We start from the raw sequence: 24,227 nt of genomic DNA on the forward strand, positions 1-24,227 counted from the left end.
CGGCGCGGGGGAGACCCGCGCCGCATCTCCTGCTCCGGTCGGCCGCGCGGTTCTCGCGCGCGTTCTTCGGCCCGGGCGCCTTCTCTGTTCTCTCTACGGATGATGCCATGACGATCACGGTCATCAGGAATGCGGATGTCGTCGTGGCCTGGGATGCCCAGGCTGCCGGTCACGTCTATCTCTACGGCGCGGATGTTGCCTTCGAGGATGGCAAGATCCTTTTCGTCGGCGAGCGCTATGACGGCCCGGCGGACGAGACCGTGGATGGGCAGGGGCGAATGGTCATGCCCGGCCTCGTCAATATTCACTCGCATCCGTCGAGCGAACCCCTCAACAAGGGCTTCCTGGATGAGCTCGGTTCGCCGGCGCTCTACAATTCCTCGCTTTACGAGTTCATGCCGATCCTGCGTCCGGATGCCGAGGCGGTGCCGGATTGCGTGCGCGTCGCCTATTCCGAGCTGCTGCTCTCCGGCGTGACGACGGTTGCGGATCTGTCGGTGCCGCATCCGGACTGGCTCGACCTCGCGGCGCAGAGCGGCATGCGCGTCTGCCTCGCTCCGATGTTCCGCTCGGCCCGCTGGCATACGCGCAATGGCTATGTCGTCGAATACGAGTGGGACGAGAAGGCCGGTGCCGACGCCATGGCGCACGCCTTCGAGGTTATCGCCAAGGCCGAGGCCCACCCCTCGGGGCGCCTGTTCGGCATGGTATGCCCCGCCCAGATCGACACCTGCAGCGAGGGGCTGATCAAGGAAAGCTATGCTGAGGCCGGCCGACGCGGGCTGCGCTGGCAGATCCATGCGGCGCAGTCGACGGTCGAGTTCCATGAGATCACGCGCCGGCATGGCGTCTCGCCGATCCAGTGGCTCGAGAAGCTCGACGTGCTCGGCTCCACGAGCATCGTCGGTCACGCCATTTTCCTCGACGACTACCCGCGCAACGCCTGGCACAGTCGCCGCGATCTCGATCTCCTGGCCGAGACCGGCACGACGGTCGCCCATTGTCCGACCGTCTTCATGCGGCGGGGCATCGCCTTGCGTGATTTCGGGCGCTATCGGCGCGCCGGCGTGAATATCGGCCTGGGGACGGACACTTATCCCCACAACATGCTCGAGGAAATGCGCAACGCGGCCTATGTCGCGCGCCTGATGGCGGAGAGCCCGCGCACGCTCAGCACGACCGACCTGTTCGAGGCTGCGACGGTCGCTGGCGCCCGTGCGCTGGGGCGCAGCGATATCGGCCGGCTCGCGGTTGACTGCAAGGCGGACCTCGTGCTCGTCGATCTCGCCCATCCCATGATGCAGCCGCGGCGTGATCCCGTTCGCAGCCTGATCTACGCAGCGGCCGAGCGCGCGGTCGATCGCGTCTATGTCGATGGCCGGCTTGTCGTGAACGGTGGCGAGGTCCTCACCATCGATTACCCCGCCGCTGCGAGGCGCCTGCACGAAGCCCAGAAGCGGACCGAAGCGGCCGCTCCGAGGAATGACTGGGCCGGCCGCCCGGTGACGGATTACTCGCCCCTGACCTTTCCCGAAGCCGGGCATCGAACTTCCGAGGCCCGCTCATGAGCCCGGCCACGGCCACACCGATCATCGAGCTGCGCAATCTGACGACGGCCTTTCAGACCCTCAACGGGACGGTGCGGGCGGTCGACGGTATTTCGCTTTCGCTCGAGCGCGGCAAGACGCTCGGTATCGTGGGGGAGAGCGGCTGCGGCAAGAGCATGCTGTCCCTGTCGATCATGGGCCTCGTGCCGCCTCCGGGACGCAATGCCGGCGGCGAAATCCTGTTCGAAGGGCGCGACCTCCTGAAGCTGCCGCCGAGCGAGATGCGCGACATTCGTGGCAACCGCATCGCCATGATCTTCCAGGAGCCGATGACCAGCCTCAACCCGGTGCACACAGTGGGGTATCAGGTCGTCGAGTCCTTGCGCGCGCACCGCAAGGCCTCCGCCCGCGATCTGCGCGACGAGGCCATCGAGGCGCTGCGCAGGGTGCGCATTCCGTCGCCCGAGCGACGCTTCGACGAGTATCCGCATCAGCTGTCGGGTGGCATGCGCCAGCGGGTCATGATCGCCATGGCGCTGACCTGCAAGCCGGCCCTGCTGATCGCGGACGAGCCGACCACGGCGCTGGACGTCACCATCCAGGCCCAGATTCTCAGGCTCCTGCGCGAGTTGCAGGAGGAGACGGGCATGTCGATGATCCTGATCACCCACGACCTCGGTGTCGTCGCCCAGGTCGCCGACGAAGTGGCCGTCATGTATGCCGGCAAAGTGGTCGAGCGGGCCTCGGTCAAGGACGTGTTCCACGATCCGCAGCACCCTTACACGATCGGCCTGATGGGCTCGATGCCACGCATGGACCAGGACGTTGCGCGGCTCATCGCGATTGACGGCGTCGTGCCTCCGCCCTTCCGGTTGCCGCAAGGCTGCCGCTTCAATCCGCGCTGTCCGTTTGCGGATGACGGCTGTCGGGCGGAGATGCCGGTGCTCGGGGAAATCGGCCCGACCCATCTCGTCGCCTGTCGGAAGGCCCCGCTGGAGGAGTTCGTATGACGGTACCGTTGCTCGAACTTGAGGACGTGACCAAGCACTACCCCGTCTTCAAGGGCCTGATCCGGAAGAAGCAGGTCGGTGCGGTCCGTGCCGTGGACGGGGTGAGCCTGCAGATCAATCCAGGCGAAACCCTGGCGATCGTCGGTGAGAGCGGCTGCGGCAAGTCGACCACCGCGCGTCTTGCCATGCGGCTCATCGAGCCCACGGCGGGAAGCGTGCGCTTCGAAGGTCGCGACATCACGCATCTCGACCGAGCGGCCATGCGCAGCATGCGTCGCAATATGCAGATCGTCTTCCAGGACCCCTATGCCAGCCTGAATCCGCGCATGACGGTGGAGGAGCTGATTGCCGAGCCCATGCTGGTCCATGGCGAGGGCACGGCGGCCTCGCGGCGTGCGCGCGTGCTGGAACTACTTCGGAGGGTCGATCTCGCTCCCTATCATGCGGCGCGCTATCCGCACGAGTTCTCGGGTGGCCAGCGTCAGCGCATCGGCATTGCCCGGGCCCTGGCCCTGTCTCCGAAGCTCATCGTCTGCGACGAGCCGGTGTCGGCTCTCGACGTTTCGATCCAGGCACAGGTCGTAAACCTGCTGAAGGACCTTCAGAAGGAATTCGGCCTGGCCTACCTGTTCATCTCCCATGGCCTCGCCGTCGTGAAGCACATGGCCGATCGCGTGGCGGTGATGTATCTCGGGCAGGTCGTCGAACTGGCGAGCAAGCAGGACCTCTACGGTAATCCGCGCCATCCCTACACGCAGGCCCTGCTGTCCGCGGCTCCGGAGCCGGACCCGACCCGGCGCGAGGCGTGGAATGTGCTGGGGGGCGATGTCCCGAGCCCGCTCAATCCGCCAGCGGGCTGCCGATTCCATACGCGCTGCCCCCTCGCGCAGGAGCGCTGCCGCAGTGACGTGCCGAGCCTTCGTGCCGTCGGCGCGGGGCACAGCGCCGCGTGCCATTTTGCCGAGACTGTGCCGACCTTCAGCCACGCGGCTGCGGCCCGGGAGGAATCGCCGAGCCGGCGCAGGCGCCTCGCGCTCTATGAGGCGCACCGTCGTCAGGTGAACTGAGCGAGGCTTGGCGTCTGAGGCGGTCCACGCACACCGATTGTCCTCGTCTTGCCGTCACGCCCGGACCGCGATCTCCGTGCCGTTTGTGCATGCTTGGTCCGCTGCCGTGAAGAAGGCGTCGGCATAGGCGTGAGCCGGGTCAAGTCCGCGGCGCGTCATGGCTGCGACGGCGTCATCAACCAGGCGGGGCGAGCCGGCGACATAGGCTGTCACGCCCTCGAGTTCGGCAAGCGCTTCAAGGCGAGCACCGAGCGGCGGTCCGTCGCTCAGGACAGGGATATAGGTAAAATCGGCGAGCCGGTTGGCGAGGTCAGCGATCGTGGCCTCCTGATAGAGATCATGCTCAGCCCGCGCGGCATTGTAGAGCCGAATCGGCTGTTTCAGGTGCAGACGCGCAGCGCTGTGCAGGATCGACAGGATCGGGGCGAGCCCGGTTCCGCCCGCCACGGCGAGGATTGGCCCGGTCCGCCTTGCGCGCAGATGCGCCGTGCCCATCGGGCCACGCAGCCGGACGGGATCGCCCGCCTGCAACCCGCTCGCGACATGGCCGCTGGTCACACCATTGGCGACATGCCTGATGTGGAACTCGAGGAGCGGCTCGTCCGGGTCGTTCGCCATCGAATAATTGCGCGGCGCGCAGCCTGCGAAATGCAGTTCGGCATATTGGCCGGCCGTGAAGGCGAGCGGCTCTCCCTCCAATTCGACGCGCAGGATCGAGATATCCGGCGTCGGGCGTTGCAGCGAGACGACCCGTCCCGAAACCTCGCGCAGGGGATGTCCGGCCGTGTCGCTGCCAAGCCAGGCGATGCCGCAATCGCTGCGCGGCTGGGCGCGGCAGGCGAGAACGAAGCCGCGCTCCGTGTCTGCCGCGGTGAGCGCGAAGGGCGTGTGGGGAAGCAGCTCGACTTCGCCCGAGAGAAGCCTCGACTTGCAGGCGCCGCAGCGCCCGACCTGGCAGCCATAGGGATAGGCGTACCCGGCAAGCTGGGCCGCTTTCAGGATCGTCATATCCGCCGCGACGGTGATTTCGGTCGCGAGGTTGGCGATGTGGACGGTGTGGTTTGCGGTCATCGAGCGGGTACCTGCTGAGGCACGAGCGGCGCCACCGCAGCGCCGGCCATTGGCGGCGAGAAACGGCGCAGGCGCTGGGCCTTCTCGACGCGGTCGGCCCTGGGCGAGGTGATGTCCCCGACCGCGACCAGGGGCCTCCGCGCTGACCGCCGTTCGGACTGAATGATTACCGTCATCTGCGCCACCTTGATTGGACGAACGCTCAATGCGGTGCGGCTTCCCATAGTGGGAATGTCAAGCGGCCGAGGACCTGTCGTGGGGAGAAAATCCGGGCTTGACCTTGCCATATGGCAAGGGCCGACACTGATTTTGCGCTCATTCCTTCAGGAGAGATTTCCCATGTGCCAAGCTCACCAGTCTCATGACCACGAGATTGCTTCCGCTGCCGTTTCCGGCGTTTCCGTTCGTGTCGAGGATATGACCTGCGGCCATTGCGCCGGCACCATCAAGAGCGCCATCGAGAGTTCGATCCCCGGCGCCAAGGTCAGTGCCAACCCGGAGGCTCGCCTCGTCTCGGTCGAAGGTGCCGATCTTGCCCGGGTTCGCGAGATCATCGCCCAGGCCGGCTATACGCCGGACGCTGCGCCTGCCCACGCCTGAGCACGTGAGGCCGGAAATCCGGCCTCCGCTCGCGTTCGGCAAGGCTCCTTGAAATCGTGACAGCCGCGGCGAATGCCGCGGCCTTTTGCTTGGCCGCGCTGTCTCGAAAAATGACAGGCGCTCAGCAGATCATGCCGTCCCCATCCGGTTCAGGCGCGGGGTGGGGCGGTTGCTGCTGCGCTTGTGTAAGCCGACCTTCCCATTCCCTGGGGGCGTGCGGCCGATACGGGACCGGGCGGAAGCCGGCGCCCGGAAAGATGGTCCAATCCCCATGGCGGCTTTGGCCTTAGCTCTGGAACTGTCGCAAGAAACGTCTGGACGGCTCCACAGATGACATCGCCCGCAATCATAGTGCTTGACCGCGCCAAGGGCGCGCAGCCTGCCATCAGCCACGTCACGACGAGGCTAAGCGCGGCCGACCCATTTGCCGCGGGCCGCGAGATTGCGTGGACCGGCCCCGATTCCATGGCCGCGGGCCGCGCCACGTTCGAGGGGACTTGCGAGAGCGTCTCATTTCCTCACACCGAATTCCTGGTTGTCGTCGCCGGGCTGCTGCGTCTTGCCGAGACCGGTAAGGCCGCCCTGGAGTTGACACCCGGGCGCGGGGCCGTGATCGCGTGCGGCGCCGCGTTGCGGATCGAAGCGATGCCCGGTGCGCGCTTCGTCTTCTGCGCCATGACCGGTGCGACCTCGGCCGCGCCTGGATTGCAGGAAATTCTGGCTGAGGCCGCCCTCTCGCCCTCGGCGGCGCCGCCGGTCGAGGTGCTCATCGGCCCGACGCCGCAATGCCGCAGCTTCAACGCCTTTACCGACGAGGCCTCGCGCTTCCGGGCAGGCACCTGGGATTCGACGCCCTATCACCGCATCTCGCGCCCGCATCGCGTCAATGAGCTGATGCATCTGGTCGCAGGCAGCGTCGATCTCACGGGGGCCGATGGCAGCGTCACACGTGTCGAGCAAGGCGACAGCGTCTTCGTTGTCCGGGAGACGCCCTGCGCATGGGAAAGCCGCGTTCATGTCGCCAAATTCTACGTCGTGCAGGAGGTCCGCGGCTAAGCCCGCGACTGTCCGGCCGATGCCTCTGATCATGGAACCGATGATGTCCGCTACCGCCCCTCAAGAGACGCTGCTTCTGCGCGAGATCTCGACGGCCGACGCACTGGCCTGCCATGCGCTGTCGCGCGCCGTGAACTGGCCGCATCGCGCCGAGGATTGGAAGATGGTGATCGGCCTCGGCCATGGCGTCGTCGCGACGCTCGGCGAGGAGATCGTCGCGACGGCACTGTGGTGGCCCTATGGTGAGAGCCATGCCACGCTCGGCATGATCATTGTTTCGCCCGCCCATCAGGGTGGGGGCATCGGCAAACGGCTGATGCAGGCGCTGTTCGAGCAGGCACAGGGGCGCTCGCTGATGCTCAATGCCACTGCCGCCGGGGAGCCGCTCTATGCGAAGCTGGGCTTCGTTCCCTGCGGTGGGGTGCAGCAACATCAGGGCGATGCGCCGGCGATCGCGGCGCCCGTCCTGCAAGCTGGCATGTCGCTGCGCCTTGGTCGCCCAGCGGATCTGGAAATGCTGGAGCGGATCGACCGGCAGGCCACCGGGCTGGCGCGCAAACCGATGTTGGAGATGCTGCTCGCCTGCGGCGAGTGCATCGTGCTGGAGCGCAGCGGCCAGCCCGTGGGCTTCAGCATCCTGCGCCGCTTCGGTCGCGGCCTGGTGATCGGACCTGTCGTCGCCATGAAGCGCGACGATGCTCAAACCCTGATTGCGCATTGGCTGCATGAACAGCGCGGTCAGTTCCTGCGTGTCGATATCCAGGCGGATTCAGGGCTAGGGGATTGGCTGACGGAATGTGGGCTGAAGCCTGCGGGGCTGGTCACGTCGATGGTGCTTGGCGAGATGCCAGACCAACCGGGGCCGATGCGCCTCTACGCCTTGGCCAACCAGGCACTCGGCTGACTGTCGGAGCAGGCGGACACAATGGCGCTGCTTTACAAATCCGATCCCGCGCGCGGTGCCGAATGGGCCAGACTTCTGGCGGCAAAGGCGCCGGATCTGGCATTCCGCATCTGGCCGGATGTCGGCGATCCCGCAGACATCCGCTATCTCGCTGCCTGGATGCCACCCGACGACATCATGGCGCAGTTTCCTAATCTGGAACTGCTGATCTCGGTCGGGGCCGGTGTCGACCAGTTCGATTTTTCGAAGCTGCCGCCGGAGCTTCCGGTCGTGCGCATGGTCGAACCCGGCATCGTCGACGGCATGGTCGAGTATGTCACGATGTCCGTGCTGGCGCTGCATCGCGACCTCGTGCCGTATATCGCCCAGCAGCGCGACCAGCTCTGGCGTCCGATCAGGGTGTGGCCGGCCTCGACCCGCCGCGTCGGCGTCCTGGGGCTCGGCATGCTAGGGGAGGCCGCGTGTCGCAAGCTCGCAGGTTTCGGCTTCCAGGTCGCGGGGTGGAGCCGCTCGCGCCGCGAGATCGAGGGCGTCACCTGTTATGCCGGCCCGGACGGGATGACCGATTTCCTCAGCCGCACCGATATCCTGGTCTGCCTGCTGCCCCTGACCGACGAGACGCGTGGCGTGCTGAATGCCGAGCTCTTCGCAAAACTGCCGCGCGGGGCGCGGCTGGTGAGTTCCGGACGTGGCGGCCATCTCGACCAGGATGCTCTGCTCGCCGCGCTTGCCAGCGGCCAGCTCTCGGCAGCGGTCCTGGATGTTACCGCGCCCGAACCGCTGCCCGTCGGCCATGTGCTGTGGAGCGACCCGCGCGTGCTGATCACCCCACATATCGCCAGCATGACCCAGCCGGAGACGGCGGTCGACGTCGTGCTCGACAATCTGAGACGTCATTGCGCCGGCGAACCGCTGCTCGGGCTGGTGGACCGCAAGCGCGGTTATTGAGGAGAGGTCAGTCCATGCTCGTGGAACAGCTGAAGGATCCAGGCCTGTTCGTCCAGCGCGCGCTGATCGGTGGCGAGTGGGTCGGGGCGGCGTCGGGCGCGGTGCTGGCAGTGAGCGATCCCGCCGACGGCTCCGAGCTCGGGACGATCCCGGCCTGCGGCGAAGCGGAGACGCAGGCGGCCATCGCTGCCGCGGAAGCTGCCTTCCCGGCGTGGCGCGCGCGCCCCGCAGCCGAGCGTGCTGCCCTGCTGGAGCGCTGGCATGATCTCCTGCTGTCGCATGCCGGTGACCTCGCCCTGATCATGACCGCAGAACAGGGCAAGCCGCTGGCGGAAGCTGAGGGCGAGGTGCGCTATGGCGCTGGCTTCATCAAATGGTTCGCCGAGGAGGCGCGACGCATCTATGGCGGCATCGTGCCGGCTCCGACCACCGACCGGCGCATCCTTGTGCTTAAGGAGCCGGTCGGCGTCTCTGCCGCGATCACGCCGTGGAATTTTCCAAATGCGATGATCACCCGCAAATGTGCGCCGGCACTGGCGGCGGGCTGTACCGTCGTGGTCAAGCCATCGGAGCTGACACCCTATTCGGCCTTGGCGCTCGGTATGCTGGCGGCGCGGGCCGGTATCCCCAAGGGCGTGATCAACATCGTCACCGGCCTGCCCAATGCGATCGGCGAGACGCTGACCGGCAGTGCCGCCGTGCGGAAGCTCTCCTTCACGGGCTCGACGCGGGTCGGTGCGCTGCTGATGCGCCAGTCCTCCGACACGCTGAAGCGGCTCAGCCTCGAGCTTGGCGGCAATGCCCCATTCATCGTCTTCGACGATGCCGATCTCGACATGGCCGTTGCAGGGGCCATCGCCAGCAAGTTCCGCAATGCCGGCCAGACCTGCGTCTGCGCCAATCGCATCCTGGTGCAGGACGGCGTTCACGACGCCTTTGCGGAACGTCTTGCGAGAGCGGTATCGGCAATGCAGATCGGCAATGGTCGCAGGGATGGCGTCAGTATCGGTCCGCTGATCAATGCCGCGGCCGTCGAAAAGGTCCGGGCACATGTCGAGGATGCCTTGGCGCTCGGCGCAAAGCGGGTGGTCGGTGGGGAGGCTGGCCTCGATCCTGCCCGCTTCATTGCGCCGACCGTGCTGACCGGGGCGAATACACGGATGCGCCTTGCCAACGAGGAGACATTCGGCCCGGTCGCGCCGCTGTTCCGGTTCAGGCATGAGGATGAGGCGATCGAGATCGCCAATGGCACGCCCTATGGCCTGGCGGCCTATTTCTACTCCGAGAACCTGCATCGCGCCTGGCGCGTCGGCGAGCGGCTCGAATTCGGTATGGTCGGGCTCAATATCGGCTCCGTCTCGATGGAGGTTGCGCCCTTCGGTGGCATCAAGCAGTCCGGAATTGGGCGCGAAGGCGGCGCAACCGGCATCGAGGAATATCTGGAGACCAAGAGTTTCCATATGGGCGGGCTGAAGCAAGCCTGAGCGGCGGCGCCGCTCAGAGCACCGAAAGCATGATGTGCTGTCGCTGCCTCGGAAATGCGCAGGGGATACCATGTCGGCCCCTCCGCTGAAGCCGACATCATGGCGGCCCGGTCCTAGGCTTCTGGCAAGGCGGCCAGGCCGTCAGCAGGGAAGAGCCAGTCCATGCATGAGCCAGTTTCCAATGTCGGTGCAGCGCTTTCGGGCCGCATCAGCCCCGGTATCCAACGTGCTCTCGCCCATATCGAGCGGCACTTCACCGACGCGGTCTATCTTGAGGATATTGCGGTTCTCGCCGGACTGAGCGTCTGCCGTTTCGTGACGGTGTTTCGCCATCAGGTCGGGCTCACGCCGCATCGCTTCATCTGCCACCGGCGTATCCGTTACGCCAAGTCATTGCTGCGCGACGGCGTGCCCTTGGCACTGGCGGCCTCCGAGGCGGGCTTCTTCGACCAGAGCCACCTGTCGCGTCATTTCAAGAGCATATGCGGGGTCACGCCGGGCCGCTACCTGCGCGAGCAGGCGCATGCTACGCGACTGAGGTCCGAACCTGCTGCCTATACGCAGGCCGGCGCTGCCTGATCCGTCATCCGCCTCTCGATCCAGAGATCCCCCAGCAAGGCCTGTCTCCATGACCGTCAACTCGCTCGAAGCACTCGACCGCATGCATTGGGTCCACCCTGTCGCCAACTGGGCGGGGCATGAGAAGCGCGGCGTCACCATCCTGAAGTCGGCACGCGGAGCCTTCATCACGGACGCCGATGGTCACGAACTGATCGATGGCTTTGCGGGGCTCTGGTGCGTCAATGTCGGCTATGGCCATGACAGCATCGTCGAGGCGGCTGCCGCGCAGATGCGCGAGCTGCCCTATGCGACCGGCTATTTCGGCTTCGGCAGCGAACCTGCGATCCGGCTGGCCGCCAAGCTGGCCGAGATCACTCCCGGCGATCTCAACCACATCTATTTCTCTCTCGGCGGTTCCGATGCCGTCGACAGCGCGCTGCGTCTGATCCGCTACTACTACAACGTCACCGGACGACCGGCGAAGAAGCAGATCATCTCGCTGGAGCGAGGCTATCACGGCTCGAGCTCGACGGGGGCCGGCGTGACGGCGCTGCCGGCGTTCCACGCCAATTTCGACCTGCCGGCGGAGGGGCAGCACTACATCGCCTCGCCCTATCCCTATCGTAACCCGGCGGGCTCCGACGACGGCGCCGTCATCGCAGCCAGCGTCGCGACGCTGCGGGCCAAGGTCGAGGAACTCGGTGCTGACACCGTTGCCGCCTTCTTCTGCGAGCCGGTGCAGGGTTCGGGCGGTGTCGTCGTTCCCCCGAAGGGCTGGCTGAAGGCGATGCGCGATGCTGCGGCCGAACTCGACATCCTCTTCGTCGCCGACGAGGTCATCACCGGCTTTGGACGAACCGGCCCGATGTTCGCCTGCGAGGCGGAGGGCGTCGTGCCGGACATGATGAGCATGGCCAAGGGCCTGACCTCGGGTTACGCCCCGCTCGGAGCGCTCGCGATCGGCGAGAAGGTCTATCGCGCCATCGCCGACAACGCAGCCGCCGGCGGCCCGATCGGGCATGGCTATACCTATTCGGGCCATCCCGTCAGCGCCGCCGTCGCGCTTGAGGTGCTGCGCCTCTATGACGAGGGTGGCATCCTCGCCAACGGCCAGCGCGTCGGCGCCTATTTCGAGAAGCGCCTCGCTACGCTTGCCGACCATCCCCTGGTCGGAGAAGTCCGGGCGCGCGGCCTGCTCGCCGGTGTCGAGATCGTTGCCGACAAGGTCACCAAGGCGAAGTTCTCGCGCGCGGCGAAGCTGTCCGACCATCTCTTTGCGCGTGGCTATGCCAATGGCGTGATCTTCCGCGCCTTCGCCGATGATATCATCGGGCTCGCTCCGCCTCTGTGCTGCAGCGAGACGGAAATCGATCTGATTGTCGCGCGCCTGCGCCAGACGCTGGACGACATGCTGGCGCTCCCTGAGGTCACAGCCGAGTTGAAACTGGTTGAGCCGGCATGATCCTCGCTTTGCTCGGATAGAGCGACGTGTTTAGTTTCACGCCACCGGAGTGGTGGCTCGCCGTTCGGGTTTGCGCGGGGAGGGCTGGGGTGAGGCTTTCGTGGTGACACCGGGCGTGCGGCTCGATCGCATCGACATGAAGATTCTGATTGAGCTCCAGAACAACGGCCGCGTGACGAATGTCACGCTGGCCGATGCGGTCGGCTTGTCTCCGAGCCCCTGTCTGCTGCGGGTGAAGCGGCTCGAACAAGCCGGCTTCATTTCCGGATATGGAGCCACGATCAATCTGCAGAAACTTGGTGAGACGATCACGGTCTTTACCGAGATCACGCTGGCGGACCATACGAAGGAATATTTCATCCGCTTCGAGACTGGCTTGCGTCGCGTCGACGAGGTGGTGGAATGCCATATGGTCAGCGGCGGCTATGACTATCTGGTCAAGTTCGTCACGCGCGGGCTGACGCATTACCAGTCGCTGATCGAGACGCTGCTCGATCGCAATCTCGGCATCTCGAAATACTTCAGCTACATCGTCATCAAGACGCCGATCCAGAAATCGGGCTATCCGCTGCCTGTGCTGTTCGACGTTTAAGGCATCGGCCCGAAAAGTAGATTGCGGTTTTCGGAAAAGCCGATGCAAACACAGAAGGTTAGATCACCGGACAGGATACGATATCCGGTCCGATGATCTAACCGTCAACCCAGGGCCTGGTTGATCAGCCCGAAGGTGCGCATCGTGCCGCGCGCCGCATGATTGTTGCCGCGGATCATCGTCGTCACGGTGTCGTGGATCATCATGCCGCAGGATTCGAGGAAACCGCCGAACAAGCCCTGCTCCATCGCAGTGTCGACCCGGAGGAACTCGCCCTCATGTGCCTGGACATGGGGCCGGGTCAGAGCAATCGCCGCCATATCGTCCTCCGCCACGATCGGCCCGACGACATGGCCCCGCCCGAAGCGGCGGCAAAACGCGAAGCCGACGGCCTCTCCGTTGCGTTCGTGGATCGTCCCGATCGATTGCGGCATCAGGGCCTTGATCACCCGCGTCCGATCCGCGCCATAGGCCATCGCATCGAGACGGGCGATGGCGTCAAGATCATCCACAACCACCGGCCTTACCGAGATCGTGGAATCGGTGGCGGGGCCTGCGTCCTCGACGCGGCCCTGATGCTGAAAGACGCGGCCGATGGGCTCGAAGCCGAGCGAGCGGTAGAGCCGGTAGCCTTCCCGCGTCGAATTCAGGCGCAGATCGCGCTGCCCGGATTGTTCGAAGATCGTGTCCATCAGCCGCCGGCCCGCACCTCGCGCCTGGAGGCGGGGCGAGGTGATCACCATGCCGATCGTGGCGAAATGTTCGCCAAAAGGCCACCACATCGCTGTCCCGAGCGCACGACCGATCCGGTCGCAGGCGATGAGGCCATATCCGACCTCGAATACCAGCCGCCAGTCTTCAGGGCGATGCGGCCAGGCGACGGCGATCGAGAGTTGGTGTGCCTGGCCGAGATCGGCCTCGGTCATCGCGCGGATATCGATCGCATAGTCAAGTGGGCGCTTGGCCGTTTTGTAATCCACCCCTGCGAGCCTCATCTGGAATGAAGCCCAAGTATAGGTGCGCCGCTGGCTTTCGAGAATAGTAAAATTCATACAATACATGGGCTTAGAATGTCGCATGCTCGGGCTTCCAAATCGGACCGCGTCTGGGCAACAGCTTGCGCAGACCGGATCGCAACGCCTTTCCGGCCCTGACAGCCGGCGCTGACCCGCGGATCGATCGCTGATGAAACTCGAACCCTATTGGCTTGCGACGGCGCCGCGTTTCGGCGCAGGCGCCACAGGTCCGCTCGCAGGCACGGTCGATGTCGCCATCGTCGGCGCTGGCTTCACCGGGCTCTCGGCGGCCCTGGCCCTGGCAAAATCCGGCGCAAGCGTTGCGGTTCTGGAGGCGGGCCGTGTGATCGGCGAGGCGTCCGGCCGCAATGGCGGGCACTGCAATAACGGGCTCGCCCATGATCTCGGCGGTCTCGCAGCCAGCCTGGGCCAGGACCGTGCGGTAGCGCTCTACCGGGCTTTCGATGATGCGGTCGATCAGGTGGAGAGGCTGGTCGCAAGCGAGGCGATCGATTGCGATTTTATCCGCACCGGCAAGATCAAGCTCGCGGCCAAGCCCGAGCACTTCGCCAAGTTGCAGAAGAGCGCGGAGTTGCTGTCGCGCACCGTCGAGCCTGATCTCACCGTGGTCCGGCCGGAAGATATCCGCCGGGAAATCGGTTCCGACGGATTCCATGGCGGACTGGTCTTCCCGCGCAGTGCCCACATGCATATGGGCCGTTTCGGTGTCGGGCTGGCCGATGCCGCTGCGCGGCGTGGCGCTAGCATCTATGAGAATGCTGCGGTGACGGAGCTTCACCGCCTCAAGGCGCGTGCGCACAGGGTCGTGACGAGCCGCGGCGAGATCGAAGCCGGGCAGGTGCTGCTTGCGACCGGGGCCTCCCGGCAGGGGCCGTTCGCCTGGCTCAGGCGGCGCATCGTGCCGGTGGGCAGCTTCATCATCGCCACCGCGCCGCTTTCGGCCGAACTTGCTGCATCGATCCTTCCGATGCGGCGCACCGCGACGACGACGAAGAATATCGGCAACTATTTCCGCCTCACGCCGGATAATCGCCTGATCTTCGGCGGCCGCGCCCGCTTCGCACTGTCGAGCCCGAAATCCGATGCCAAGAGCGGTGCGATCTTGCAGGCGCGGATGCTTGAACTCTTTCCGCAGCTTTCCGGCGTCCGCATCGACTATTGCTGGGGTGGTCTGGTCGACATGACCTCTGACCGGTTGCCGCGCGCCGGCGAGCGTGACGGCGTGTTCTATGCGCTGGGCTACAGCGGCCATGGCACCCAGATGTCGGTGCATATGGGCCAGATCATAGCCCGCGTCATGGGCGGGGACGTGAATGCGAATCCACTGGCGGGGCTCGCCTGGCCGGCAGTGCCAGGCCATTTCGGTCCGCCCTGGTTCCTCCCCTTCGTCGGCGCCTATTACCGCTACCAGGACTGGCGTCACTGAGGAGGCGTCAACGAGAGGAGCCCCATCGAACACCCGGGCCTCCGCTTCGCGGCTTGTCGGGAATGACGATGAGGCTCGTGGATTCAGCCTGCCTGCTTCAGCATCGCTGAAGCAGGGGGAAAGCCGTCGTCAGCGCGGACCGGAATCGAGGCGATCGATCGGCTCCATCCCGATCGCGCCCGGCTGCGCGCGAGTGGCCGTAAGCCTTCACGCACCGATGTCGATCAGCACGGTCTTGTGCCGCAGATTGGCCTCGACGGCTTGCCGGCCGAGATCCTTGCCGATGCCGGAGCTCTTGTACCCGCCGGTCGGCAGGATGAAGTCGAGCGTGCGGTTATAGCGGTTGATCCAGACCGTGCCCGCCTTGATCTGGCGTACGGCCCGTAGGCCGCGGCCGAGATCGGAGGTGTAGACGCCGGCCGCGAGCCCATACTCGGGGTGGTCGGCGAGGGCGAAGCCTTCCTCCTCGGTGTCGAAGCTCTGGATCGTCAGCACCGGGCCGAAGATCTCCTCACGCACCGCCGCGGTGTCCGTATCGACGCCTGCGAGCAAGGTCGGCTGATAGAAGGCTCCGCCGTGCCCCTCGATCCTTCCTCCTCCCAACAGCACCTCGGCGCCCTGGGCACGGCTACGGGCCAGGATCGCATCGATGCGCCGGGCCTGGATCTCCGAGATGATCGGTGCAAAGCCCGTCGACGATTTCCAGGTCGGACCTGGCGCGATGCGCGAGAGGCGCGCCAGCAGAGCTGAGACCAGGGTATCAGTGGCCTGCCGCTGAACGATCAGCCGCGAACCCGCCACGCAGGCCTGGCCGGCATTGGCGAGGAGCGAGCTGGCTATGCAATCCGCTGCCTTGTCGAGATCGGCGTCAGCGAAGACGAGCTGCGGGCTTTTGCCGCCGAGCTCCAGCGTTACCGGCTTAATGCCGGTTTCGGCCGCGGCCTTCATCACCGCGATGCCCGTACGGGTGGAGCCGGTGAAGGAGAGTTTGGCAATGCCGGGATGACGGCTGAGTGCGTCGCCCGTCACTGCGCCCGTGCCCTGTACGACATTGAAGATACCGGGCGGAATTCCGGCCTCGACGGCGAGCTCAGCCAGCCTCACGGTCGAGAACGGCGTCAGTTCGGACGGTTTCAGGACGATCGCGTTGCCGGCGGCGAGCGCCGGGCCAACCTTCCAGCTGGCCATGCTGAGCGGGAAGTTCCAGGGCGTGATCGCCCCCACCACACCATAGGGCTCGGAGACGATCATGCCGAAATGGTCGGCCCGCGTCGCGGCGACGTCGCCGCCGAGCTTGTCCGCCCATTCGGCGAAGAAGCGGATGCCTTCGGCCGTGCTGGCGACGTCGCCGGTCACGGCCTGGGCGATCGGGCGTGTCGAGCCCAGCGCCTCCAGCCGGCCGAGTTCCTCGCTCTTCGCCTCGATCAGCTCGGCCCAGCGCCGCATGGCACGCGCCCGGTCGCGCGGGGGCTGCGTCGCCCAGCCACTGCGCTTGACCGTATGCGTTGCGTCCTCGACAGCCCGATCAATGAGCTCCGCCGATGCGACCGGCAGGTCGGCATAGGTTCTGGCGTCGGATGGTCGGGTGACGCTGATCCTTTCACCGGGGCCATCGATGTTGCTGCCGGCGATGAAATGGCCCGTGGCGAAGGCGATGGCGTCAGGGTCGAAATCGCGCATCGGCGTCAGAGCCCGAGCAGGCCTGGCAGGCCGCCGATGTCCTTGATTTCGCGGTAGCCGTAAGCGGGAATGCCGGGCTCGTGACCGCGATTGACGAAGACCCGCTGACCGATCTTCAGGTCGTAGGCGCTCATCAGGTCGTAGCGCAGACTGGACGAGCAATGCACGACGTCTTCAGGTCCGCAGCCCAGCATGTCGAACATGTATTCGAAGGCCTGCAGGCGCGGCTTGTAGGCCTGCGCCTCCTCCGCGGTATAGGCCGCATGGAAGGGCGCGCCGAGTTTGACGACGGAGTGCGGAATCAGTTCCTTCATCGAATTCGAGAGGATGACGAGGGGGATCTCCCTGGCGACCTTGGCGAGGCCTGCCGGCACATCCGGGTGCGGGTTCCAGCTCGGAATCTCGTCGTAGATGGCCTGGGCGTCGRCCGGGTCGAACGTGATCTTCCAGACCCTGCAACTGCGCTCCACCGAGTTATGGACCACTTCGATGAAGGGTTTCCAGGCGCCAAGGACCTCGTCCAGGCGAAACCCCCTGAAGCTCTCGCAGAAACCGTCCATGACCTCGGGGGACAGGCGTGCGCCATAGACGCGCCGCGCCGCCGGGCCCATTTCGAAATTGATCAGCGTGCCATAGCAATCGAAGGTCACGAATTTCGGCCGCAGGGTGCTCATCGCGTCTCTCGCCATCAGAAGTTGCCGCGCCAGCACGATCTGCCGCGTTGCATCCAAGACTAGGGCCGGTGTGCAGGCGCGGACTTGGAATTGCGTCCCGCCGAGCAAAGATTCTGCCGATCATCTGCCCCGGTTCAGCATGAATTGCCGCCGGCTGCGAAAGGCCGAATGAAGGGCTGTCCGACACTGACGGGCGACGTTCAGAACTCGCCGATCTCGCCCCGCGAGCCATCGATCAGGCGCGAATGCCGGAAGGGACGCGGGTCGACGATCGGTTTGTCCCCCACGGCGAGATCGGCCGCCAGATGGCCGGCCGCGGGCCCGAGACCGAAGCCATGCCCGCTGAAACCGGCCGCCAGCACGAAGCCCTGCAGATCCGCGACGGGCGAGATCACCGGCACGGCATCCGGCGTTGAATCGATATAGCTGCCCCAGCTCTCCCGGACGGCGACGTCTTGAAGTGCGGGGTAGAGCGCCCGTGCCCTTGCCAGCGTCAGCGCAACGGACTTGCGGCTCGGCACGGGATCGAGCACGCGGATGCGTTCGAAGGGAGTCTCCCTGTCGAAAGCCCAGCCTCCGAGCGCCTCCGGCCCCTTGAAGAAGGAGGTGCCGAAGCCGAACTCGACCGCTTTCAGCCGCTTGATGAACATCGGCAGGAACTCGCGCGCATAGCGCAGTCCCTGCGGCGTGACTTCAAGTGTGCCCTTGCCGCTGATCGCGATCGTGTAGCTGCCGTCGAGCCGACGCGTCAGGGCGCAGTCGGGGGTGTAGAGCGCATCGAGTAATCTGGGCGCGACTTCCGTCCGCAGAATGGTCGAGCGGATGCTCGCCTGCGGAAACCGGATGCCATGGCGCCGGCAGAAGGCTGATGCCCAGGCACCGCCGGACAGGATGACGGAGCGCGTTCGGATCAGGCCCTTCTCGGTGATCACGCCGGAGACCGCGCTATTCGTGATGTCGAGGCCGCGCGCAGCACAATCCTGATGGATGCTCGCACCCTGCGAACGGGCGCCTTCTGCGAGGACAGGTGCGGCGCGGGCAGGCTCAGCCTTGCCGTCGCTGACCGAATGGACCCCGCCGAGCCAGGAGTGGCCGGTGCCTGCCGTCATGGCGGCTGCTTCGCTGCCGGAGAGCATGCGCGTATCGATGCCGAATTGCTGTGCGGTTCCGCGCCATTTGTCCCATTGCGCGATCTGGCTGGCGTCATTGCTGGCATAGATCAGGCCGCTTCGCCTGAAGCCGATATCGCTGCCGATGTCGCGGCTGAGCCCGTCCCAGAGCTCCATGGCGCGCATGGCGAGGGGCAGTTCGCGGGCGTCACGGTTCTGCTGCCGGCACCAGCCCCAGTTCCGGCTCGACTGTTCGCCGCCGACGACGCCCTTCTCGACGAGTGCGACGCTGTGCCCACGCTTCGCCAGGAAATAGGCTGCTGCGCTGCCGACGATTCCGGCGCCGATCACGACGATATCGGCCTGGGCCGGCAGGCGCGCATTGCTGGCGATGCGTTCAAGCGTCGGTGACATAGGCGGGGAGCTCCGGCAGGGTTTCGTCGCGACGTTAGCGACCGCGCTGCCGGCGGCATTGGATCATCTTTGCATCGGCGCCGGACTCAATGCCGCAGCGCGGTCTCGATGCCGATTGGCGGATGCAGCTATGGCAAGACCCAACCCCGATGCGGTGGCTTGCCTTCAAGACATTGAAGGGCGCGTCACATCATGCCGGGCTCGCCGAGATCGGTCCCGTCGATCATGCGGCTGTAGCGATAGGGGTGTGGATCGACGATGGGGGTGTCGTTGGCGACGATGTCGGCGGCAAGGCGCCCGGCGGCCGGGCCGATGCCGAAGCCGTGACCGCTATAGCCCGTCGAGATATAGAAGCCGGGCAGGGTCGCGACGCCGGAGATGACCGGAATCCAATCCGGGGTGAAATCGACCAGCCCGCCATATTTATGCGCGATCTTCACATTGGCGAGCTGCGGATAGAGTTGCCCAAGCCGTGTCAGGGCAAAGCTGATCAGCTCCTCCTGTGCCGGCGGATCGAAGGTGCGGATCCGCTCGAAGGGCGAGATGCCATCGTTGCTCCAGCGGGAGATCGCCTCCGGCCCGGCGAAGAAGGACCGGCCAGCCCGGATGGTCAGGCCCCAGCGCCGCTTCTTGAAGGTCCGCCAGAACTGTTGGGCGTAGAGCATGCCCTGCGGAGTGAGTTCGAGCAGGCCGCGTCCGCTGATGCCGACGGTATAGCCGCCATCGAGCCGGCGGCGGAAGGTGAGATCGGGCATGGACAGCCCGCCCTCGATTACCTGCGGTGCGGCCTCCGTGAAAAAGGAGGTGGAGCGCACGCCCGCCTGCGGCAGCTTGAGGCCGTGGTGGCGGCAGAACATCGAGCTCCAGGCCCCGCCGGCGCAGAGCACCGCGCTGGTCCGGATCGTGCCCTTTTCGGTGACGACCGCCGAAACCTTCCCGCCCTCGGTCTCGAGTCCGCGTGCGGCGCAGCTCTGATGAATGGTCGCCCCCCGCTTGCGCGCCCCTTCGGCGATGGCCGGGGTCGCCAGCGCGGGCTCGGCCCGCCCGTCGGTCGGCGAATGCACTCCGCCGATCCAGTTCTCCGTGCTGCCCGGAGACATGGCCTTGGCCTCGGCAGCCGTCAGCATCCGGCTATGCATCTGATACTCGCGGGCGCGGTCGGCCCAGTTCGACCATAGATCGAGATCGGATTGTTTGGTCGTCACATAGAGCAGCCCGGTGCGGCGGAAGCCCGTCTCGGCTCCGAGCTCTTCGTTCAACCCGTTCCACATCTCGACGGCACGCTGGGCCAGCGGCAATTCGCGCAGGTCGCGATTCTGCTGGCGGCACCAGCCCCAGTTCCGGCTCGACTGTTCGCCGGCGAGGTGCCCCTTCTCAACCAGTGCGACCGAATGCCCCTTCTTTGCCAGCTCATAGGCCGCGCTCGTGCCGGCGATGCCACCGCCAATGACCACCACATCGGCAGATTTCGGCAGAAACTCGTCGCTACGGACGCGGGTGACCGGAGGAGACATAGGCTGGCTTTCCTTGCGCTGCGGGACCGCTCCGCGCGGGCAACGACCAATCCATCCGCACGGCCGATCCGATTTGATCGGCTCGATAAGACCCGATCCGGTGCAGAACCCTATGCCAAAGGCGGTGGTTGAATCGGCAGATTATGCCCGGCCGGGCGCCGTGATCGGCATACGAGGCGGGTGGGTGCAGGCCTAACCTAGGCACGCGGTTGAAGGACCGGCCGCGCCCGCGAACGACCCGACGGATGAAGCGGGCGGCGTGGATGCGCGATCGTTTCCGCCTGAATTGCCCGGGGCGCCCGGGACTTCCGCAAAACAAGCAAAAGAGGGGTTACCGGATGATAAAGCACTCCGACGGAACGACCCGTTCGGCTTTCCCGATGCCGGCATTGCATCGCCGCCAGTTTCTCGCGCTCGGAGCGGGCGGCCTGCTGGCCGCCTCGGGGGTTGGAGCCGGCGCCCAGACCAAGCCTGCTCCGCCACCGCCCGCTAAACCGACCGGCCAGGTCGTCGTTGGCCTGTCGCAGGAGCCGACAGCATTCAACCCGCTCATGCCTGGCATCGAGGTCGACGAGACCGTCTGGATGCAGGTCTTCAATACGATGTGGCTCGCCGACCCTCAGGGCAACCTGATGCCCGATCTCGCAACCGAGGTGCCGAGCGAGGCCAATGGGGGCATCTCGGAAGGTGGCCTGGCCTGGAAAGTCAAACTGCGCGAGGGCATCACCTGGCATGACGGGACGCCCTTCACGGCCGAGGACGTGAAATACACGCTGGAGCTGATCAATGCGCCGGGCTTCAAGAGCCGCACCCGGGTCGGCCATGCGCTGGTCAAGGACATCGTGGTCAAGGGACCGCATGAGATCTCCTGGCGCATGGAGAAGGCCTACGCGCCCTATCTCGCGCTGCTCTCCAACACCTTCATCGTGCCCAAGCATCTGCTTGAGAAAGCCAGCGACCCGAATACCGCACCCTTCAACGGCGCGCCGGTCGGTACCGGGCCCTTCAAATGGGGGCAGCGCACGCCGGGCGACAACATCACGCTCGTCGCCAATGAGCGTTATCACGGCAAGGGCCCCTATCTGGAGAAGGCTGTCCTCAAAAATATGTGCCGGACCAGACGGCTCTCTATGCACAGTTCCGCACGGGACAGGTCGACCTCATTATCGGCACTGGCATCCCGGCGAATTTCTATGCCGAGGCCGTGAAGCTGCCGGGCCGCAAGATCGTGAAGATCCCGAACGCCTCGCTCGAAATCCTGATGCCCAATCTCGAGCATCCGGCCTTGTCCGAGAAGGCGGTGCGCCAGGCGCTCTACGCCTCGATCAACAAGCAGGCGATCATCGACGTCATCTTCTATGGCCTACACAAGCCGACGGAGTCCTTCGCGCCTCAGGAATCCTGGGCCTACAATCCCAACCTGCCGCAGCAGAGCTACGACCTCGCCAAGGCTAACAAGTTGCTCGACGACGCTGGCTGGAAACGCAGCGGCAGCGGCGTTCGCATGAAGAACGGCGTGCCACTTGAGTTCGCGGTCTCAACGACGACCGGCGCCTCGCTACGCGAGCAGTGCCAGCAACTGATGATGCAGGACTGGCAGCAGGTCGGCGTTTCCATGAAGATCAACAACATGCCGGCCGCGGTGATCTGGGGCGAGTTCTATACGCGCTCGAAGTTCCAGTCGCTGCTGGTCGGCACTGCCTTCCGCACCGTGATCGATCCCGATCCGGCCTCGCGCTTCGCCTCTGATGCTATACCCGCCAAGAACGGCAGCGGCGCCAACCAGATGCAGTGGCAGAATGCCGAAGTCGACAAGCTGCTGAAGGAGGGCCAGGAAACCTTCGATCAGGCCAAGCGCAAGGCCGTCTACTGGAAATTGCAGGAAATCGTCCGCAAGGAACTGCCGATCCTGCCGATCTACCAATATGTTCCGGTCGAGGGCTACAAGGAAGGGCTCATCGGCTACGAGCCCAATATCAATGCCCGCCAGAATACCTGGAACATGGGCAGTTGGTACTGGGCGCGCTGAGACCATGAACGGACCCTCCCGGAACACGGCGCCATGAGCACCTTTCTCGTGCGACGGCTGCTGCAGGCGCTCGTGCTGCTGCTCATCGTCTCGATGATCGGCTTTGCGATCCTGCACCTGGCTCCGGGCGGGCCGCTCTCGCAGTTCGCCGCCGGCGGCGACATGACCCAGGCCGATCTCGACCGCATCGCTGAACAGCTCGGCCTCAACCGCCCGCTGCCGCTGCAATATGCGGAATGGCTCTGGCGCATGCTGCGCGGCGACTGGGGGCTGTCCTATCGCGACCATCAGCCGGTGCTGCAGATCATCGCCTCCCATATCGGGCCGACGATGGAACTGATGCTGAGCTCGACGCTGCTCGCCATGCTGCTCGGCGCCTGGGTCGGTATGCTTGGCGCGATCCGACGCTACTCGTTGTTCGATTCACTCGCGACGATCGGCGCCATGATCGCGCTCTCGATCCCGACCTTTTGGTTCGGCCTTGTCATCATCTATGTCTTCTCGGTCGGGCTCGGCTGGCTACCTGCCGGCAACCGCTACACCATCGGCGATGGTTCGGTGCTCAACCGGATCCATCATCTGATCGGGCCCTGCATCGTGCTCGCGCTGGTCTCGACGGCGGTCTGGAGCCGCTACATGCGCTCCTCGATGCTTGAGGTCGTCAATCAGGACTATATCCGCACTGCCCGGGCCAAGGGCGTGCCGGAGCGCCAGGTCCTGCTGCGGCACGCCCTTCGCAATGCGCTGCTGCCAATGATCACCATCACCGGCCTGCATGTGCCGACATTGCTTTCGGGCGCACTGGTGACCGAGACCGTCTTCACCTGGCCGGGCATGGGGAGGCTCTTCCTCGACTCGATCAGCTATCGCGACTATCCGACCGTGATGGGCATCCTGATGTTCACCGCCGTCCTGGTGTTGCTCGGCAGTCTGATCGCAGACCTGCTCTATGGTCTCGCCGATCCGCGGATTGCGAGGAATGGCTGATGAGCACTGATCTCACCGGCGTCACCGAAGTCCGGATCGCAGCTTCGCCATTCGTCTGGAACAGCCCCGGCTTTCGCCGTTTCCGCCGGCACCGGCTGGCGGTTTTCGGAGCGGTGGCAATCGTGGCGATGACGCTCGCCTGCATCTTCGGGCCGATGCTGCTGCCCTATAGCGACACGTTCATCGACATCCGGCAGCGCTTCGCGCCACCCTTCTCGGGCCCGCATGTACTCGGCACCGATCCTCTCGGGCGCGATATCCTGGCCCGCCTGCTAATGGCCGGGCGGATTTCACTCGCAGTGGGCTTTTCCGCCATGCTGATCAGCATGGCGATCGGCATCTGCATCGGCATGATCGCCGGATTCTACGAAGGTGCGGTCGGGGCTGCCCTGATGCGCTTCGTCGACGCGATGCTGTGCTTCCCCTCGATCTTCCTGCTGCTTGCTGTTTCGGCCCTGATCTTGCCGTCGGTGCCCTCGATCGTCATGCTGATCGCTATGACCTCGTGGATGGAGGTGGCGCGGGTCGTCGAGGCTCAGATAAAATCGCTCCGCACCCGCGATTATGTGGTTGCAGCGGTCGCGATGGGCGCCAGCAACGGCCGCATCATGTTTCGTCAGCTGCTGCCGAACGCGATCGCACCGATCGTCGTTGCCGCGACGTTGAACGTCGCCCATGCGATCCTGGCCGAGAGCTATATCAGCTTCCTCGGCTACGGCATCCAACCGCCGACTCCAAGCTGGGGCAATATGCTGGAGAACGCCCAAAGCTATCTCACCAGCGCGCCATGGCTTGCGATCCTGCCCGGGGCGGCGATCACGCTCGCCGTTACGAGCTTCAACTTCGTTGGAGACGGTTTGCGCGACGCGCTCGATCCCAGAATGGACTTGCCGTGACGTCGCGTGCTGCCCTTCTCGAAAGGGGGGAGGGGCATTGCTGCGGGCTGCACAGAGTGTGGGACGGTGGCACGTGCCTCTCTGTTAGGTTGTACCCTTTCCGAGAGGCGTTCCTGGGCGTGCCTCTGTGCTGAGATGACGCGCGGATTTTGCTTGCCT

At 65.3% G+C, this 24,227-nt stretch carries 21 protein-coding genes and 1 pseudogene; 15 read left to right on the forward strand and 7 right to left on the reverse strand.

Going from position 1 to position 24,227, the window contains the following annotated elements:
- The first annotated feature begins 107 nt into the window (after nucleotides 1-107).
- The 3 genes from AC1DW9_RS11030 to AC1DW9_RS11040 are packed head-to-tail and all read left to right on the forward strand — an operon-like array spanning nucleotide 108 to nucleotide 3,624.
- Nucleotides 108-1,568, forward strand: a complete 1,461-nt coding sequence (locus tag AC1DW9_RS11030) for an amidohydrolase family protein (RefSeq protein WP_476776239.1) — start codon at nucleotides 108-110, stop codon at nucleotides 1,566-1,568.
- Entirely contained in the window at nucleotides 1,565-2,557 is a 993-nt protein-coding gene (locus AC1DW9_RS11035; protein ID WP_441489749.1) for an ABC transporter ATP-binding protein, read from the forward strand. Before AC1DW9_RS11030 ends, AC1DW9_RS11035 begins: the two co-directional genes overlap by 4 nt.
- Nucleotides 2,554-3,624, forward strand: a complete 1,071-nt coding sequence (locus AC1DW9_RS11040; RefSeq protein WP_441505938.1) for an ABC transporter ATP-binding protein — start codon at nucleotides 2,554-2,556, stop codon at nucleotides 3,622-3,624. The genes AC1DW9_RS11035 and AC1DW9_RS11040 overlap by 4 nt, the downstream gene beginning before the upstream one ends.
- Before the next feature lie 54 nt (nucleotides 3,625-3,678).
- Here the strand turns inward: AC1DW9_RS11040 and AC1DW9_RS11045 are convergent, their stop codons facing one another.
- Together AC1DW9_RS11045 and AC1DW9_RS11050 are read right to left on the reverse strand one after the other, a co-directional pair.
- The gene (locus AC1DW9_RS11045) at nucleotides 3,679-4,695 is read right to left on the reverse strand and encodes a 2Fe-2S iron-sulfur cluster-binding protein (RefSeq protein WP_441505939.1); all 1,017 of its coding nucleotides are present in this window, start codon (nucleotides 4,693-4,695) and stop codon (nucleotides 3,679-3,681) included.
- Complete coding sequence (locus AC1DW9_RS11050) at nucleotides 4,692-4,871, reverse strand: hypothetical protein (protein ID WP_476776238.1); 180 nt, start codon at nucleotides 4,869-4,871, stop codon at nucleotides 4,692-4,694. The genes AC1DW9_RS11045 and AC1DW9_RS11050 overlap by 4 nt, the downstream gene beginning before the upstream one ends.
- 163 nt (nucleotides 4,872-5,034) lie before the next feature.
- Between AC1DW9_RS11050 and AC1DW9_RS11055 the strand changes: the two genes are divergently transcribed.
- The 8 genes from AC1DW9_RS11055 to AC1DW9_RS11090 all read left to right on the forward strand — a co-directional run bounded on the left by AC1DW9_RS11055 (nucleotide 5,035) and on the right by AC1DW9_RS11090 (nucleotide 12,302).
- Nucleotides 5,035-5,295, forward strand: coding sequence for a heavy-metal-associated domain-containing protein (locus AC1DW9_RS11055; protein WP_476776237.1), 261 nt, complete (start codon nucleotides 5,035-5,037; stop codon nucleotides 5,293-5,295).
- Between the two features lie 330 nt (nucleotides 5,296-5,625).
- Entirely contained in the window at nucleotides 5,626-6,351 is a 726-nt protein-coding gene (locus AC1DW9_RS11060) for a cupin domain-containing protein (protein WP_441505934.1), read from the forward strand.
- A 43-nt stretch (nucleotides 6,352-6,394) separates the two neighbouring features.
- Nucleotides 6,395-7,255, forward strand: coding sequence for a GNAT family N-acetyltransferase (locus AC1DW9_RS11065; RefSeq protein ID WP_441505933.1), 861 nt, complete (start codon nucleotides 6,395-6,397; stop codon nucleotides 7,253-7,255).
- Nucleotides 7,256-7,276: 21 nt separating this feature from the next.
- Nucleotides 7,277-8,203, forward strand: a complete 927-nt coding sequence (locus AC1DW9_RS11070; protein ID WP_441505932.1) for a 2-hydroxyacid dehydrogenase — start codon at nucleotides 7,277-7,279, stop codon at nucleotides 8,201-8,203.
- A gap of 20 nt (nucleotides 8,204-8,223) precedes the next feature.
- A complete protein-coding gene (locus AC1DW9_RS11075; protein WP_441506010.1) occupies nucleotides 8,224-9,687 on the forward strand; it encodes an NAD-dependent succinate-semialdehyde dehydrogenase in 1,464 nt (487 codons plus the stop codon).
- 162 nt (nucleotides 9,688-9,849) lie between these two features.
- Nucleotides 9,850-10,266 (forward strand): helix-turn-helix domain-containing protein, encoded by a 417-nt coding sequence (locus AC1DW9_RS11080; protein WP_441489757.1) that lies wholly within the window; start codon nucleotides 9,850-9,852, stop codon nucleotides 10,264-10,266.
- 49 nt (nucleotides 10,267-10,315) lie between these two features.
- On the forward strand, nucleotides 10,316-11,710 hold the full coding sequence (locus AC1DW9_RS11085) for an aminotransferase class III-fold pyridoxal phosphate-dependent enzyme (protein ID WP_441505931.1): 1,395 nt from the start codon (nucleotides 10,316-10,318) through the stop codon (nucleotides 11,708-11,710).
- A 115-nt stretch (nucleotides 11,711-11,825) separates the two neighbouring features.
- The gene (locus tag AC1DW9_RS11090; protein ID WP_200878107.1) at nucleotides 11,826-12,302 is read left to right on the forward strand and encodes an Lrp/AsnC family transcriptional regulator; all 477 of its coding nucleotides are present in this window, start codon (nucleotides 11,826-11,828) and stop codon (nucleotides 12,300-12,302) included.
- A gap of 104 nt (nucleotides 12,303-12,406) precedes the next feature.
- On the opposite strand, the gene AC1DW9_RS11095 is transcribed toward AC1DW9_RS11090, so the two are convergent.
- A complete protein-coding gene (locus AC1DW9_RS11095) occupies nucleotides 12,407-13,282 on the reverse strand; it encodes a GNAT family N-acetyltransferase (RefSeq protein WP_441489759.1) in 876 nt (291 codons plus the stop codon).
- Nucleotides 13,283-13,487: 205 nt separating this feature from the next.
- Between AC1DW9_RS11095 and AC1DW9_RS11100 the strand changes: the two genes are divergently transcribed.
- Nucleotides 13,488-14,765, forward strand: a complete 1,278-nt coding sequence (locus tag AC1DW9_RS11100; protein WP_441505930.1) for an NAD(P)/FAD-dependent oxidoreductase — start codon at nucleotides 13,488-13,490, stop codon at nucleotides 14,763-14,765.
- Nucleotides 14,766-14,972: 207 nt separating this feature from the next.
- On the opposite strand, the gene AC1DW9_RS11105 is transcribed toward AC1DW9_RS11100, so the two are convergent.
- The 4 genes from AC1DW9_RS11105 to AC1DW9_RS11120 form a co-directional block, all read right to left on the reverse strand.
- Nucleotides 14,973-16,445: an aldehyde dehydrogenase family protein gene (locus tag AC1DW9_RS11105; protein ID WP_441505929.1), complete on the reverse strand. Its 1,473-nt coding sequence runs from the start codon at nucleotides 16,443-16,445 to the stop codon at nucleotides 14,973-14,975.
- A gap of 5 nt (nucleotides 16,446-16,450) precedes the next feature.
- Nucleotides 16,451-17,119: a haloacid dehalogenase type II gene (locus tag AC1DW9_RS11110; protein ID WP_476855087.1), complete on the reverse strand. Its 669-nt coding sequence runs from the start codon at nucleotides 17,117-17,119 to the stop codon at nucleotides 16,451-16,453.
- 200 nt (nucleotides 17,120-17,319) lie between these two features.
- Nucleotides 17,320-18,642, reverse strand: a complete 1,323-nt coding sequence (locus AC1DW9_RS11115; protein ID WP_441505928.1) for an NAD(P)/FAD-dependent oxidoreductase — start codon at nucleotides 18,640-18,642, stop codon at nucleotides 17,320-17,322.
- A 185-nt stretch (nucleotides 18,643-18,827) separates the two neighbouring features.
- Entirely contained in the window at nucleotides 18,828-20,156 is a 1,329-nt protein-coding gene (locus tag AC1DW9_RS11120; RefSeq protein ID WP_441489763.1) for an NAD(P)/FAD-dependent oxidoreductase, read from the reverse strand.
- 380 nt (nucleotides 20,157-20,536) lie between these two features.
- Between AC1DW9_RS11120 and AC1DW9_RS11125 the strand changes: the two are divergent.
- The 3 genes and pseudogenes from AC1DW9_RS11125 to AC1DW9_RS11135 all read left to right on the forward strand — a co-directional run bounded on the left by AC1DW9_RS11125 (nucleotide 20,537) and on the right by AC1DW9_RS11135 (nucleotide 24,068).
- Nucleotides 20,537-22,185 (forward strand): annotated as a pseudogene (locus AC1DW9_RS11125) (peptide ABC transporter substrate-binding protein).
- 33 nt (nucleotides 22,186-22,218) lie between these two features.
- Nucleotides 22,219-23,172, forward strand: a complete 954-nt coding sequence (locus AC1DW9_RS11130; protein WP_441489765.1) for an ABC transporter permease — start codon at nucleotides 22,219-22,221, stop codon at nucleotides 23,170-23,172.
- Complete coding sequence (locus AC1DW9_RS11135; protein WP_441505926.1) at nucleotides 23,172-24,068, forward strand: ABC transporter permease; 897 nt, start codon at nucleotides 23,172-23,174, stop codon at nucleotides 24,066-24,068. The genes AC1DW9_RS11130 and AC1DW9_RS11135 overlap by 1 nt, the downstream gene beginning before the upstream one ends.
- Nucleotides 24,069-24,227 lie beyond the last annotated feature (159 nt).

Source organism: Allobosea sp. P4_E12, from assembly GCF_056401655.1.

Coding starts and splice junctions, on each gene's coding strand:
- AC1DW9_RS11030 (WP_476776239.1), top strand. CDS start 108: ATGACGATCACGGTCATCAGGAATGCGGATGTCGTCGTGGCCTGGGAT.
- AC1DW9_RS11035 (WP_441489749.1), top strand. CDS start 1,565: ATGAGCCCGGCCACGGCCACACCGATCATCGAGCTGCGCAATCTGACG.
- AC1DW9_RS11040 (WP_441505938.1), top strand. CDS start 2,554: ATGACGGTACCGTTGCTCGAACTTGAGGACGTGACCAAGCACTACCCC.
- AC1DW9_RS11045 (WP_441505939.1), bottom strand. CDS start 4,695: ATGACCGCAAACCACACCGTCCACATCGCCAACCTCGCGACCGAAATC.
- AC1DW9_RS11050 (WP_476776238.1), bottom strand. CDS start 4,871: ATGACGGTAATCATTCAGTCCGAACGGCGGTCAGCGCGGAGGCCCCTG.
- AC1DW9_RS11055 (WP_476776237.1), top strand. CDS start 5,035: ATGTGCCAAGCTCACCAGTCTCATGACCACGAGATTGCTTCCGCTGCC.
- AC1DW9_RS11060 (WP_441505934.1), top strand. CDS start 5,626: ATGACATCGCCCGCAATCATAGTGCTTGACCGCGCCAAGGGCGCGCAG.
- AC1DW9_RS11065 (WP_441505933.1), top strand. CDS start 6,395: ATGTCCGCTACCGCCCCTCAAGAGACGCTGCTTCTGCGCGAGATCTCG.
- AC1DW9_RS11070 (WP_441505932.1), top strand. CDS start 7,277: ATGGCGCTGCTTTACAAATCCGATCCCGCGCGCGGTGCCGAATGGGCC.
- AC1DW9_RS11080 (WP_441489757.1), top strand. CDS start 9,850: ATGCATGAGCCAGTTTCCAATGTCGGTGCAGCGCTTTCGGGCCGCATC.
- AC1DW9_RS11085 (WP_441505931.1), top strand. CDS start 10,316: ATGACCGTCAACTCGCTCGAAGCACTCGACCGCATGCATTGGGTCCAC.
- AC1DW9_RS11100 (WP_441505930.1), top strand. CDS start 13,488: ATGAAACTCGAACCCTATTGGCTTGCGACGGCGCCGCGTTTCGGCGCA.
- AC1DW9_RS11105 (WP_441505929.1), bottom strand. CDS start 16,445: ATGCGCGATTTCGACCCTGACGCCATCGCCTTCGCCACGGGCCATTTC.
- AC1DW9_RS11115 (WP_441505928.1), bottom strand. CDS start 18,642: ATGTCACCGACGCTTGAACGCATCGCCAGCAATGCGCGCCTGCCGGCC.
- AC1DW9_RS11120 (WP_441489763.1), bottom strand. CDS start 20,156: ATGTCTCCTCCGGTCACCCGCGTCCGTAGCGACGAGTTTCTGCCGAAA.
- AC1DW9_RS11130 (WP_441489765.1), top strand. CDS start 22,219: ATGAGCACCTTTCTCGTGCGACGGCTGCTGCAGGCGCTCGTGCTGCTG.
- AC1DW9_RS11135 (WP_441505926.1), top strand. CDS start 23,172: ATGAGCACTGATCTCACCGGCGTCACCGAAGTCCGGATCGCAGCTTCG.